This window comes from Stenotrophomonas sp. NPDC077420 (assembly GCF_044543385.1).
Classification (GTDB): domain Bacteria; phylum Pseudomonadota; class Gammaproteobacteria; order Xanthomonadales; family Xanthomonadaceae; genus Stenotrophomonas.
In genome coordinates, this window is sequence record NZ_JBITVZ010000016.1 from 103,041 (window position 1) to 117,257 (window position 14,217).

Below are 14,217 nucleotides of genomic sequence, written 5' to 3' on the forward strand. Positions count from 1 at the left end.
ACGACCGTTGGTCGATGCAACGCCGCATCACCGGTAGGTATCGACCGTTGGTCGATACCCGCTCAATTCACCGGATGCGCTTCGTCCAGCGCCGCTTCCAGCGCGTCGAGGTCCGGCAGCAGCGCGCTCTGCTCGCCCAGCAGCACGCGCATGTGCACGCCCTGCGGCAGGGTCTCTTCCGACGCGTCGGCCAGCAGGCCGTCGCGCGGCACCGAGATCAACTGCGGGAAGGTCTGGGTCAGCAGGGCGAAGTACGGGCGCTTGGCATTGCCACCCAACGCCTTCAGCACCACCACCTTGTTGTTGCTCACCACCGGCTCCTCGCCCTGGCTGGACAGACGCGCGAATGACATCAGCGGGACGTCCCAGCCATGCCATTCAATCTGTCCGAGCAACCACGCGGGCGCGTCGGGGATGGCCGTCACCGGCACCTTGGACATCATTTCGGCCACGGTCGCGTTCGGCAACAGCACCCGCTCGGTGCCGGCCTGGATCAATACTCCGCGGATTTCGTCGTTGCTGGCGTAACTCATGGTGTGCTTCCTGAAAGGGCCATGGGGCGGCGATTACTCGCTTACGCCCCAGCGTTCGACGATGGCGGCGGCCAGCTGCGGCGGGTCGCCGGCGGCCATGCCGGCCGCGACCACCGCGTTGGCGGCGACCGGGTCGTAGCAGCCGTCACCGGTCTGGCCGGCCACCCAGGCGCCGGCAACGGCCAATGCCAGCACATCGTCCAGCACCGCCACGTCGCTGCCGCTGAGCAGCACGACCGCGCTATGGGCCGGCGGCAGCTCCGCCACCTGGATGCCGCGCGCATCGGCGATGAAGTGCAGCCCGCGGTTGCGCACGGCCACACCGACATCGTCGGGCAGGATATAGGCGTTGCCGGCCAGCACCGGCTGGTCGGACTCGGCCAGCAGCACCGGCAGCGCCGATACCCGCGCCATCTGCTTGACCAGGTTGCCGTAGCGACCGCCGTCCAGGCGCATGTAGACCAGCACCGGCACCGCCAGCCCGGCCGGCAATGCGGCCAGCAGGCGGCGCAGCGCGTCGGGACCGCCAATGCCGGCCAGGACCAGCGCGGCGCCGGGCGCGGCACCGTCGGGTTCGATGGCCGGCTCCAGTTCCACCAGCGACAGGCCGGGACTGACGAAGCTGTCCACGGCCGGCGGCGTGCTCACCGGCGGTGCGGGAACGGCTGCAGGCGCAGGCGCGTCCTCTTCGACCAGCGACCAGCTGCTGTGATCGCCCAGCGGCGCGCGCGGCGCGGTTTCTGCAGCCGGCACCGGCGGCGGCACGCTGGCCGGCACCGCGGCGGGCGCCTGCATGGCCGCCAGCGCTTCCTCCAGCGACATCGGCTCGCTGTAGGCTTCCGGCGGGGTGTACAGGCCGTCGGTGGGTACGTCGGCGGCAGCGTCGAACGCCTCGCGCACATGGAATTCCAGGGGTGCACCGTCATGCAGCTCGGCCGGGGTCTGCGGCAGGCCCGGTTCGGGCTGCAGCAGGCCTTCCTGCTCCGACCCCGGCGGCAACACGTCCTGGTGGCCGTGCAGCTTGGCGACCAGGTGGCGGGCCCACCGCTGCGCTTCCCAGCCCTCGCGACGGGCGGCCAGCTCGGCCTCGTCGAAGATCACGGTCAGCGCCGGCGAGGCCAGCACCGGGTCGAGGCGCTCCAGCGCATCTTCCACGGCCGGCTCCAGCGCGATCAACACCGCACTGGCGTCCACGCCGCCCAGGGTTTCCGCATCCACGCTGTTGGGGTCTTCTTCCAGCACTACGGTCGCACCGGCCTGGGCCAGCGCTTCGCGCAGGCGCTCGCGTGCCGGGCCGACCCGTGCCAGCAATGCCACCAGCGGCAGCGGGTTCAGGTCATTCACGGGCACGGGCGATCCCCAGCAGGTCATACACGTTTCGCATCAGGTCCAGCTCCTGGTACGGCTTGCCCAGGTAACGCTGGACACCGATTTCAAAGGCGCGTTGACGGTGCTTGTCGCCGCTGCGCGAAGTGATCATCACGATCGGCACGCCCTTGTAGCGTGGATCGGCGCGCATCGCGGTGGCCAGTTCATAGCCATCCATGCGCGGCATTTCAATATCCAGCAGCATCAGGTCGGGCACCCGCTCCTCCAGTCGCTCCAGCGCTTCGATACCGTCGCGGGCGACGGCCACTTCGAAGTTGTGGCGCTCCAGGATGCGGCCGGTGACCTTGCGCATGGTCAGCGAGTCGTCGACCACCATCACCAGCGGCGCCTGGCGGTCGCTGGCCTGCGCGGTGGGAGCGACCGGCTTGAGCGGGTTGGCCTGGTAACGACGGACCAGCGGTGCCACGTCCAGGATCACCACCACGCGACCATCACCGGTGATGGTGGCGCCGTAGATGCCCGGGACCGAGGCGATCTGCAGGCCGACCGGCTTGACCACGATTTCGCGGTTGCCCAGCACCTGGTCGATCGCCACCGCCGCACGCAGTTCACCGGCACGCACCAGCAGCAGCGGCACCTGGGCCTGGCCTTCGGCGCGGGCCTGGCCCTGCCCGACGAGCGTACCAAGGTCATGCAGCACGAACTCTTCGCCGCCGTAGTGGTAGCCGCCCTCGGCCGATTCGAAGCGCTCGCGCGAGATCCGGCCGATACCGCTGACCGAGGCGACCGGCACCGCGAAGGTGGTGTCGCCGATCTGCACGAACACCGCCTGGGTGACCGCCAGGGTCTGCGGCAGGCGCAGGGTGAAGGTGACGCCCTTGCCCGGCACCGAGTGGATGTCCACCGTGCCGCCGAGCTGGCGCACTTCGTTGTGCACCACGTCCATGCCCACGCCGCGGCCAGCCAGCTGGCTGACCTGGTCGGCGGTACTGAACCCGGCCGCGAAAATCATCGCGTCCAGCTGGGCGTCGGAGAGCACCGCATCGGCCTCGACCAGGCCGCGCTGTTCGGCGCGGCGACGGATCGCCTCGCGATTCAGCCCGGCACCGTCATCGGCCACTTCCAGCACGATTTCCGACCCTTCGCGGCGCAGGCGGATGGCGATTTCGCCTTCCTCCGGCTTGCCGGCGGCACGACGCTGTTCCGGCGTTTCCAGCCCGTGGGCGACCGAGTTGCGCAGCATGTGTTCCAGCGGCGCCACCATGCGGTCGAGCACGTTCCGGTCCAGTTCGCCGTGGGTACCGTCCAGGGTGACATGGACCTGCTTGCCGGTGTCCTGGCCGGCCTGGCGCACGACACGGCGCAGGCGCGGGACCAGGCCGTCGAACGGCACCATGCGCGCGCGCATCAGGCCGTCCTGCAGTTCCGAGCTGACGCGCGACTGCTGCTGCAGCAACACGTCGTACTGGCGCGACAGGTCGTCGAGCACGCCCTGCAGGCCGCCAAGGTCGGCTGCGGATTCGTTCAGCGCACGGCTGAGCTGCTGCAGCGTGGAGAAGCGGTCCAGTTCCAGCGGATCGAAGGAGTGGTCGACCTGTTCCTGCTCGCGCTGGTAACGGGCCACGATCTGGGCTTCCGTTTCCAGGTCCAGGCGGCGCAGCTGGTCGCGCAGACGCGCGTTGGTGCGATCCAGTTCGCCCATGGCGCCGCGGAAGGCACCCAGCTGCTGTTCAAGCCGCGAGCGGTAGATGGCCACTTCACCGGCGTGGTTGACCAGGCGATCGAGCAGGTCGGCGCGCACGCGCACCTGCTCCTGCTGCGGACGGGCCAGGCTGTCTTCGTCGTTGGACGCTTCCAGCGGCACCGGTGCCGAGAGCGGCGCGGCGGCCACGGCGGTGTCGATGGCCACTGCGGCCGCCTCGACCGGCGCGGCGGCGCTGGCCTCGGTGGCTTCTTCGCGCCCCAGGGTGCGCTGTTCGAACGCGGCAATCAGGTCATCGGGCATCGCCACGTCGCGATGCTTGCCGGTGCGGGTCAGCATCTGGTGCAGGCGGTCGAAGCCACGCTCCAGCAGGTGCACGTCGCTACGGTCGATGTCGGTGCGGTTGGCCGCGACCGCTTCCAGCAGCGATTCGATGCCGTGGCCAAGGTCGCCGATGGCGTTGATGCCGGCCATGCGCGCGCCACCCTTCAGGGTGTGCAGGTCACGCTGCAGCCCGGCCAGCGCCTCGCGGTCCTGCGGTGCAGCGCGCAGCTCGCTGATCAGGCCGTCGCAATGATCGAGCAGGTCCTTGCCTTCCTCGACGAAGATATCCACCAGCTCGCGATCGAGGACGCTGAAGTCCAGCGACCCGACGTCGTCGAGCTCTTCGATGGCAGGCGCTTCGGCCGCGACCGGGGCATCCTCCAGTTCGAACAGCGGCGTCGCGGTGGCCGCGCCGTCGGTGTCGGTGTCGGTGTCGGCAACGTCGGAAGGCTCGGCATCGTCCTGTGCGAACGCATCGGCCTCGTCCAGCGCCGCGTGCGAGGCGTCCAGGCCGAGCACGCCGAGGTCATCGGCGGACGGCGCGGTATCGGGCGCCTCGACCACAGTGAGGCCGTCGTCCAGCGCCTGCTGTACGTCCACCGGTTCGCCGAACGCCGGGCTCGACGGCAGCATCTCGTCAAGCTCGTCTTCGACGGCGTCGTCGGCCGCGTTGTCGGCGGTCGCTTCGACAGGCTCGACGATGTCGATGGTTTCGGCGATCTCGATGGCCTCGACCGCTTCGACCGCTTCGACCGCCTCGGCAGCTTCAACGGTCTCAACCGCTTCAACGGCTTCAACGGCTTCAACCGCGTCCAGCGTGATCGCTTCCGGCTCGGTCACATCGCCTGCATCGATCCCTTCATGCAGCGCTTCGGCCTCGGCCGCCTCCAGCTCGATGGCCTGGAGGGTGTCTTCGGTGCCCGGCAGGGTGGGTTCGTAGAATCGCGACAGGTCGTCGGCGCCGGTAAGCTCCACGGTGTCCAGACCCGCGTCCACGATGTCGGGCGCAGCCGTTTCCGGCGCATCCGCGTCCTGCGGCGGGGCAACGCCCGGTGCGTCGAACGACGGGACCAGGCCGGCGTCGAAGTATGCCGACAGGTCATCGCTGCCGGTGAGCTCATCCGCCAGCGGCGCTCCTGCCCCTGCAGATGCTTCGCTTTCGGCCTCGGTGATCGCGGCGGCTTCGTCGGTCGGTACAACCTCGACGATCGACAGCCCATCCGCGTCGACGATGGCCTGCTGCAGTGCGCTGTCGGTGCTGTCGTCGGCAGTGGCAACGCCATCGCGTTCGTCGAACTGCGCCGAGAACGCCGCCAGTTCGTGCGCGGTGACGTCGTGGGCGTCGCGCGACGCATCCGCTTCGGCGTCGCGAGCGCCCTCGGCATCGTCCGCCAGATCGACCGCAAGGGCCTCGATGGCGTCAAGATCGTCGCCGTCCACGTCCGAGCCGTCATCCGCCACCAGCGCCGGCCAGCGTGCTTCGGGCAGGGTTTCGGCCAGCGCCTGCAGGCGCTGCGCCAGCGCTGCCTGCGACGGAATGCGCGGGGCATCGGCCTGCAGCGCGGTCATGGTGGCGCGGATGGCCGCCGCCGTCGCCGACAACGCCGACACGCCTTCGGCGTCCGGCATCGCGTCGGCGGCCAGCGAACGCTTGATGTAGCTTTCCGCGCCGCCGGTGACGGCGGTGATCTCCGGCACGTCGGTCATCGCGAACGCACCGTTCATGGTGTGCACCGCGCGCAGCAGGGTGTCGGTGACCGGCTGTGGCGCCGCCTCGGCGTCCTGCAGCCAGGACTGCAGCGTGGCGTGGTGGGTCTCCACTTCGGCCTCGAGGATCTCGCGCAGCACCTCGTCGATGTTGGCCGGGGTGCCGGTGTCCGCTTCAACCGCTTCGACCGCTTCGACAGTCTCGACAGCCTCTGCCGGTGCGGCGACTGGAGCCGGACGCTGCAGCGGCACGTGGAAGGTTTCTTCGCCGGCGCCCACGCGGTCGGCAATGGCCTGCATGGCCTGCAGGTCCGCGCTCACGCGGCTGCCGTCGCGCAGCGCGGCATTGAGCTGCGGCAGCACTTCATAGGCCTGCGTGACCATGGCCACCACCGCCGGCGAGGCCGGGCGGCTGCCATCGAGCACGCGGTTGAGCATGCCCTCGATCTTCCAGCTGAATTCGCCCAGGGTGCGCGCACCGACCAGGCGGCCACTGCCCTTCAGGGTGTGGAAGACGCGGCGGATCGGTCGCAGGCGGTCCATGTTGTCCGGCGCCATGCGCCAGACCGGCAACAGGTTGCCCAGGTTGACCAGTTCTTCGTCGAATTCTTCAATGAAGACCTCGCGGATATCCTGGTCGATGTTCTCGCCATCGTCCTCGAAACCGGCATCGATGGTGCCATCGGCGGCTTCGTCGGCGTGCACGGCCGCCTGTGCGTCGACCAGGGCAGAGGCCTCCACCGCCGGCACGGTGCTGAACTGCGATGCCGCGATGTCCAGCTCGGCCAGGAAGCGGGCCGATTCATCATCCAGTTCGATCGGGTTGATCACCGCTTCCTGCACGCCAACGGGGGTGGCCGGCGCGGAGGCGGCGATGTCGTCGGCAGGCACGACCTCGTCGTCCAGCGGCGCGTCCACCGTGAGCGGCGCAGCGGTATCGGGTTCACTTGCCTGCGCGTCGGACGCGCTGTCGTCGACCTGCAGCGACAACACGTCGCCGGCATTCTGCAGCGGTTCGTCGAAGGTGAATTCGATCGGTTCGTCGCTCAGCTCCAGAGCGTCATGTTCGGCCGCAACCGGGTCGAAACCGGTGGCACCGATGTCAGCCGGGATGCCGTGATCGGACACCGCAGCGTCGGCGCCATCCAGCACGATCGGCGCGATCTCAACCGGAGCAACCCCCCAGTCGGGGCCGGCCTGCGCATCTTCGGCCACGACCGGGTCGAAGTGGGCGAAAGTCGGCGCGGCTTCATGGCGGAGTGCCTCGCCCTGCAGCGTCCACTGCGGCGCATCGCTGGCGACCGGCGCGCTGGATGCTTCGAACACCAGGGTGGGCGCAGGCTTGGTCGCCGGCTCGAGCGGCGCGGCAGTCGCGGCGGCAGGCAGCGGCTCGAAACTGACGTCCGGCAGCGGCGGCGGCGGCACAGTGCCCGGTGCCGGCGCAGCCGGGGAAACGGCCACCTCGACCGGGGCGACCACGGGCGCATCCCAACCGCTCAGCTCGACGTGCTCCGGGGCCACCGGCAGTGCTTCGGCGGTGGCGTCGGCCGGTGCGGCGTTTTCGTCCGGCAGCGGCCAGTAGCGCAGCGTTTCCAGGCTGGTGCGGGTGATGTCGAGGATGTCTTCGCGTCCCTGGCGACGTTCGCGCAGGGCTTCCAGGTAGTACTCCAGGCTGGCCATGGCGTCGGCCAGCGTGTCCAGCTGGCGCCCGCTGGGCACCCGCTGGCGGCCGATCAACTCGACCGTGATGTATTGGCGTACGCCCTGCAGGTAATCGGCGGGGGTCGCCAGGTCGAGCATGCGCAGCGCGCCGGCGACCTCGCCCAGCAGGCGCGGCACTTCGTGCAGCTGCTGGTGGTTCCAGTTGGTCTCGATGAAGGCGACGAAGTGCTCGCGCGCCGCAGCGAAATTGGCGATTGCTTCGTGCGCCAGGATCTCCACGGTGCGCCGGCCTTCGGCCGCGCTCGGGTCGTCTTCGCCACTGCCGCCGGCCCCCAGGTGGGCGACCTGGTCGTCCAGCGAGGCATCCACGTACAACAGGGCGCCCGCGATATCCAGCAGCAGGGTTTCGTCGATCTGCTGCTCGCCGCTGACCACGCCGCGCAGCGCGTCGCGCTGCTGCACGACCACGCCGCGCGCCACGCCCAGGCCCATCATGCCCAGGGTGTCGGCCACGGCGCCCAGTTCGTCGACCTGGGTCTGCAGCTGGGCCGGCTCGCCGCCGGTGCGCAGGTGCAGGTCCAGGGCGTCCTTGATCCGCAGCAGTTCTTCCTTGACTGCATTGCCCACGGTGTCGAGCAGTTCGCGGTTGCGCCCGCTCAGGCTGCCGCGCGCGTGGTCCAGCTCGGCTTCGGTGGCGCTGGCGCTGTCCGGCGCGAACGCGAACAGCACGCTTTCATTGATGCCCGGCGCACCGCGCGCGGAACGGATGTCGTTGAGCAGCGGCAGCAGCACGATCGGAATGTCGCGATGGCCGTTCTGCAGGCGCTCCAGGTAGTCGGGCAGCAGCACGCTGCCCCGCATCAGGGTGGCGCAGGCTTCGTCGCGGTCGGGCACCTCGCCGGCACCGATGGCGTTGGCCAGCTGTTCCATTTCCTCGGCCACCATCGCCGGGGCGTACAGCTCGACCATGCGCAGGGTGCCCTGCACCTGGTGCAGGTAGCCGGCGCAGAAGCGCATGCGACTGCCGTCGGCCGGGTCCTCGGCGTAATACTCGACCTCGTTGCGCACTTGGCGCAGGGTCTCGTCCAGCTCCGGCTTGACCCAGCCCAGGGCGGCATTGCTCATGGCATCGCGCAGCGTGCTCATGCCAGGTCTCCCGGCAGGGGCGCGCGCGTGTCGTGCTGTGATTTCTCGCGATGCATCATCTGCTGATTCCTTCCCTCTCCGCCCTGCCCGCGGCTCACGCCGGCAGCTTGAAGTCGGCAACCGAGCGGCGCAGGTCGGCCGCCAGCTGTGCCAAATGACCGATCGACTCGGCGGTCTGTCCCGCGCCCTGCGAGGTCTGGCCGGTAATCTGACGGATCACGCCCATGGTGCGGGTGATGTCGGAGGCGGCGGAAGACTGCTGCTGGGCGGCGATCGAGATGTTCTTGATGAGGTTGTTGAGCGCGTTGGACACGCGTTCGATTTCGGTCAGTGCGGTACCGGCATCCTCGGCCAGGCGTGCACCGGACACCACTTCGGCGGTGGTCTGCTCCATCGAACTGACCGCCTCGTTGGTATCGGCCTGAATGGCCTGGACCAGGTTTTCAATGCGTCGGGTCGCACCGGAGGTGCGTTCTGCCAGGCGCTGCACTTCGTCGGCCACCACGGCGAAACCGCGGCCGGCTTCACCGGCCGAGGCCGCCTGCACGGCGGCGTTCAACGCCAGGATGTTGGTCTGCTCGGAAATGTCGTTGATCAGTTCCACGATCGAGCCGATTTCCTGCGACGACTCACCCAGGCGCTTGATGCGCTTGGACGTTTCCTGGATCTGGTCGCGGATCTGGTCCATGCCCTGGATGGTTTCGCGCACCACGCCGGCACCTTCGGCCGCGATCACCACCGAGCGCTGCGCCACGTCGGCCGACTCGGCCGAGTTGCGCGACACCTGTTCGATGCTCGACGCGATTTCGCCGATGCGGTCCGACGCCGAGGTGATCTGGTTGGCCTGGTGGCCGGCCGCTTCGGCCAGCTGCATCGCGGTGGCCTGGGTTTCCTGGGTGGACACGGCGACCTTGGCCGAGGTGTCGTTGATGGTGGTCACCAGGTGGCGCAGTTCGTCCACGGCGTAATTGATTGCGTCGGCGATGGCGCCGGTCATGTCCTCGGTCACCGAGGCTTTCACAGTAAGGTCGCCTTCACCCAGCGAGCTGATTTCGTCCAGCAGCCGCATGATCGCCTGCTGGTTGCGGCTGTTGAACTCCACCTGGGTCTGGTAACGCAGTTCCTGCTCGCGCGAGCGGCTGCGCACGGTGCTGCTGACGAAGCCGATGATGGCGATCAGCGACAGCACGCCGGACACCACGCCCAGCCAGAAATTCGGGAACGGGCGGGTATCGCGCACCGAACCGAAGGAGGAGAACGCTTCGAACAGGCGCTTGCTGTCATCGAGCATCTTGCCCGAGCCGGCGGTCAGTGCCGCGGCCGAGGACTGCGCCGAGAACAGCTGGCGCGAACTGGCCAGGATCGCGTCGGCGTCCTGCTTCATGGTGTCCCACTGCTTCTGCGACTGCTCCAGCGCCGCCAGCGCGCCGGCGTTGCGGACCGGGGCGATACCCAGTTCATCGTTGCCGTTGCGCAGCGCGTCCAGCACCTGGGTGAACACCACCGAGTCGCGGGCCAGTGCGTCACCCGCGGCGGCGGCATTGCCCCCGCCGGCGCGCATTTCCGTCACGCGGCGGGCCATCGAGCCGACCACCACCACCTGCTGCAGTGCGTTGTACACCTGCGAAGCCGGCGCGCCGCCGGCCGACATGGCGCGGACCACTTCGTTGAGCTGGGCCTGCAGCGCCGGGACGCCATTGACGAAGTTGTTGGCATTGCCGGCCAGGGCCAGCACCGCCGGTTCGCTGGCCACCAGCTGCGCGGCGCTCTTGCCCAGCGGCTCCCAGGTCTGGGTGAGCTGGTTGAGCGCGCCGGACACGTTCGATTCATTGCCGTAGCGCCCCTGCAGGCTGCTGACGGTGCTTTCGATGCGCGCCTTGGTGTCCTTGAACGCGGTGAAGGCCTGGGCGTTGCCCGAGACCGCTTCACGACCCTGGTTGGCCAGCTGCTGGGACAGCACCTGGAGGTCGGCCGCGCCGGTACTGGCGCCGGCCAGGCGGCTGCCCTGCCAGGTGGCCACGCCGGTATTGAGGGCGAACACGATCAACGACAGGGCCAGCAGGCCCAGCCAGAAATTGGTGCCTACCGAGCCCAGCTTGCCGGCCTTGGCGGTGTCCGAAGAAGTGCTCATCGTTCAACCTCGATCTTCAATACGGTGAGGAAGGCAGCAGCGTTCATGCCGCGGCCTGCCTGAATTCGGGGGTACGCGACAACAGCGACAGCGAGAACACGCCCCAGTCGCGCCCGTCGCCATGGAAGGCGCGGTCGACGAAATGGGCGTAACGGCCGCCGGCCAGTTCACCGGTGCCGGTGCCCTGGTCCTGTTCGAAGCTGCGCTGCCCGAACAGTTCGTCGATGGTCAGGGCCACGTCGCCGCCCGCCTGGCGCATGATCAGCACGCGCTGGCCTTCCTGCTGCACGGTGCGCTCGCCTTCCATGAAATATTTCAGGTCGACCACCGGGAACAGGTTGCCGCGCAGGTTGCCCACGCCCAGCAGCCACGGCTGCGCGCCGGGCACCGGGGTGATCGGCGGCATCGGGACGATTTCGACCACTTCGCGGAAGTCCGAGACCAGGTGGCGCTTGCCGACCCGGTAGCCGACGCCGCGCCACAGGTCCTGGGCGAACTGCCGCTCGGGCAGCTGCACGGCATGGGCCAGGCTGCGCCGTTCGTAGGCTTCAAGGATGTCGAAGGGAGAACGCATCAGGACACCAGTTGGTTGATCTGCGCGATCAGCTCGTCCTCGCGCGGTGGCTTGACCATGTAGGCGGCCGCGCCCTGGCGCAGCCCCCAGGCCTTGTCGGTTTCCATCGCCTTGGTGCTGACGATGATGACCGGAATGGCCTTGGTCTTCTCGTCGCGGTTCAGCGCACGGGTGGCCTGGAAGCCGCTCATGCCCGGCAGTACCACGTCCATCAGCACCAGCTGTGGGTGGTGTTCCTGTACGAGCTTGATCCCGTCCTCGGCGTTGCTGGCCTCCAGCACTTCGTGCCCGGCCTTGGTCAACCATTGGATGAACACCGCCCGGTCGGTCGGTGAATCCTCGATCAGAACGATTCGAGCCATTGTGCCTTTCCCCCCTGGTCAGGCGTTGACGTATGTGCGGATGGCACCCAGCAGTTCTTCACGCGTGAAGGGCTTGGTCAGGTACTGCTCCGAGCCCACGATGCGCCCGCGCGCCTTGTCGAACAGGCCGTCCTTGGAGGACAGCATGATCACCGGCGTGGCCTTGAACAGCTGGTTGTTCTTGATCAGCGCGCAGGTCTGATAGCCGTCCAGGCGGGGCATCATGATGTCCACGAAGATGATCTGCGGCTGTTGGTCGGCAATCTTGGCCAACGCCTCGAAACCATCGTTCGCCGTCACCACCTCGCAGCCTTCGCGCTTGAGCAGTGTTTCAGCGGTACGTCGAATGGTCTTCGAATCGTCGATGACCATGACCCTGAGCCCTGCGAGTTCCCCACCCGCAGTCATGTTTTCAGTCATTACCTTTTCCCCGAGCGCGCGACGCTTCTGCTTTGGTCCGGCGCCGCTGCGAAAGCGTATCTATATCCCACCACGCGGCCGTCATCAAGGGTGTGGTTCCGAAGCCAAGCCAGATGCACCCCCCGGGCGGCGGCCGGGGCCGGAACTGCGCAAAGCGTGAAGGCGGCGGACGCTGCGTTCCGGCGCCCGGGGCAGGCAGCGCGGGCGCATTGCCGCTACCATCAGCGCCTGCCCGCCAGGTTGCGACCATGCCGTTGAACGTCATCGTGGTGATGGACCCCATCGCCCATATCAAGATCGCCAAGGACACCACCTTCGCCATGCTGCTGGAAGCGCAGCGCCGGGGCCACGCCCTGCACTACGTCAGCCCCGGTGGGCTGGCCCTGCGCGACGGCGTGGCGGTGGCCCGCACCGCGCCCCTGCAGGTGCGCGAGGACACCCATGACTGGTTCACGCTGGGCGAATTCAGCCAGACCACGTTCGGCCCCGGCCAGGTGGTGCTGATGCGCAAGGATCCGCCGGTGGATGCCGAATTCATCTACGACACCCAGGTGCTCGGCGTGGCCCAGCAGGCCGGTGCGCTGGTGGTCAACGATCCGCAGGGGCTGCGCGATTACAACGAAAAGCTGGCCGCCCTGCTGTTCCCGCAGTGCTGCCCGCCGACCCTGGTCAGCCGCCGCCATGCCGACCTGAAGGCGTTCGTGCTCGAACACGGCCAGGCCGTGCTCAAGCCGCTGGACGGCATGGGCGGACGCTCGATCTTCCGCAGCGGCACCGGCGACCCCAACCTCAACGTGATCCTGGAAACATTGACCGACGGCGAGCGCAAGCTGGCGCTGGCGCAGAAATTCATCCCGGACATCACCGCCGGCGACAAGCGCATCCTGCTGGTCGATGGCGAGCCGGTGGACTACTGCCTGGCGCGCATCCCGCAGGGCGACGAGTTCCGCGGCAACCTGGCCGCCGGCGGCCGCGGCGAAGGCCGCCCGCTGAGCGAGCGCGACCGCTGGATCGCCGCCCAGGTGGGCCCGGAGATGAAGCGGCGCGGCATGCGCTTTGTCGGGCTGGACGTGATTGGCGACTACCTGACCGAGGTCAATGTCACCAGCCCCACCTGCGTGCGCGAGCTGGATGCGCAGTTCGGCCTGAACATCGCCGGCACCCTGTTCGACGCGATCGAGGCCGGCCTGCCGCGATGAGCACGGTGGTCGATCCGAGGGTGCCGCTGCAGGCCCGCGAATCGCAACGCCTGGGCGCGACCCTGGCGCTGTCGGTGCTGGTGCATGCGCTGCTGATCCTGGGGGTGGGCTTTGCGGTCAGCGACAACGCTGCGCTGGTGCCGACCCTGGATGTGATCTTCAGCCAGACCCGGACGCCGCTGACGCCTAAACAAGCCGACTTCCTGGCCCAGGCCAACCAGCAGGGCGGCGGCGACCACGACAAGGCGCAGCGCCCGCGCGACAACCAGGCCGGGATCGTGCCGCAGCCGCAGGCCGGGCTGTCGCCGGTGCCGCAGCAGCGCCAGGACGCGGCCCGCCCGCCGCCGCCGCAGGCGCGGGTGGTGGCCAGCCGCAACAGTCCCGACCCGGTGGCCAAGGCGCAGACGCAGCCGCTGCCGGACACCCCTCAGCCGGACGCCGCCCCGACCGCGCGCGAGCAGCGCGACGCCGAGATGGCGCGGCTGGCTGCCGAAGTGCACCTGCGTTCGGCGCAGTACGCCAAGCGTCCGAACCGCAAGTTCGTCTCGGCCAGCACGCGCGAGTACGCCTACGCCAACTACCTGCGCGCGTGGGTGGACCGGGCCGAGCGGGTCGGCAACCTGAACTACCCCGATGAGGCGCGCCAGCGCCGGCTGGGCGGCCAGGTGGTGATTACCGTGGGCGTGCGCCGCGATGGCAGCGTGGAAAGCAGCCGGATCCTGCGCAGCAGCGGCACCCCGCTGCTGGACGAGACCGCGCTGCGGGTGATCCGCCTGGCCCAGCCGTTCCCGCCGCTGCCGAAGACCGATGACGGGGTGGATATCCTGCAGGTGACCCGGACCTGGGTGTTTTTGCCGGGCGGCGAGCTGCGCGACGACCGGTGACGGCGGCTCCGGGCGCTCTGAACGTCGGCGGCGCTGTCGGAACGGATATTCGATGGCTCCGGATGCTTGGGCCGCGCTGCGCGCGGTTGACACGCATGGCGTGTCACTACGAATTTCTACGTGCGCAGGACGATGGCGTTGGTCAACCTGCGTAGCGACACGCCATTGAACTGACCCCCAGAAGTTGGACGCCCATCCAACCTCTGGAATTTGTTCATGATCCAATACGAAAGGCGTTTCAAAC

General features: G+C 68.7%; 9 protein-coding genes. 2 read left to right on the plus strand and 7 right to left on the minus strand.

From position 1 onward, the window contains the following. Positions 1–62: 62 nt before the first annotated feature. From ACIGII_RS15360 to pilG, 7 genes are all read right to left on the minus strand, one after another. On the minus strand, positions 63–533 hold the full coding sequence (locus ACIGII_RS15360) for a chemotaxis protein CheW (protein WP_399639288.1): 471 nt from the start codon (positions 531–533) through the stop codon (positions 63–65). Positions 534–566: 33 nt separating this feature from the next. Next, entirely contained in the window at positions 567–1,883 is a 1,317-nt protein-coding gene (locus ACIGII_RS15365; protein WP_399639287.1) for a chemotaxis protein CheB, read from the minus strand. After that, the gene (locus ACIGII_RS15370) at positions 1,870–8,403 is read right to left on the minus strand and encodes an Hpt domain-containing protein (protein ID WP_399639286.1); all 6,534 of its coding nucleotides are present in this window, start codon (positions 8,401–8,403) and stop codon (positions 1,870–1,872) included. The genes ACIGII_RS15365 and ACIGII_RS15370 overlap by 14 nt, the downstream gene beginning before the upstream one ends. Before the next feature lie 94 nt (positions 8,404–8,497). Next, positions 8,498–10,534, minus strand: coding sequence for a methyl-accepting chemotaxis protein (locus ACIGII_RS15375; protein WP_399639284.1), 2,037 nt, complete (start codon positions 10,532–10,534; stop codon positions 8,498–8,500). 43 nt (positions 10,535–10,577) lie between these two features. Next, a complete protein-coding gene (locus ACIGII_RS15380; protein ID WP_399639283.1) occupies positions 10,578–11,108 on the minus strand; it encodes a chemotaxis protein CheW in 531 nt (176 codons plus the stop codon). Beyond that, positions 11,108–11,470 carry a PleD family two-component system response regulator gene (locus ACIGII_RS15385; RefSeq protein WP_399639281.1) on the minus strand — a complete coding sequence of 121 codons (363 nt, stop codon included), beginning with the start codon at positions 11,468–11,470 and terminating at the stop codon, positions 11,108–11,110. Before ACIGII_RS15385 ends, ACIGII_RS15380 begins: the two co-directional genes overlap by 1 nt. An 18-nt stretch (positions 11,471–11,488) precedes the next feature. Further along, entirely contained in the window at positions 11,489–11,890 is a 402-nt protein-coding gene (gene pilG / locus ACIGII_RS15390) for a twitching motility response regulator PilG (protein ID WP_399639280.1), read from the minus strand. A gap of 248 nt (positions 11,891–12,138) precedes the next feature. Between pilG and gshB the strand changes: the two genes are divergently transcribed. Beyond that, positions 12,139–13,089 carry a glutathione synthase gene (gshB, locus tag ACIGII_RS15395; RefSeq protein WP_399639278.1) on the plus strand — a complete coding sequence of 317 codons (951 nt, stop codon included), beginning with the start codon at positions 12,139–12,141 and terminating at the stop codon, positions 13,087–13,089. Beyond that, positions 13,086–13,973 (plus strand): TonB family protein, encoded by an 888-nt coding sequence (locus ACIGII_RS15400; RefSeq protein WP_399639277.1) that lies wholly within the window; start codon positions 13,086–13,088, stop codon positions 13,971–13,973. Before gshB ends, ACIGII_RS15400 begins: the two co-directional genes overlap by 4 nt. The last annotated feature ends 244 nt before the right edge of the window (positions 13,974–14,217 follow it).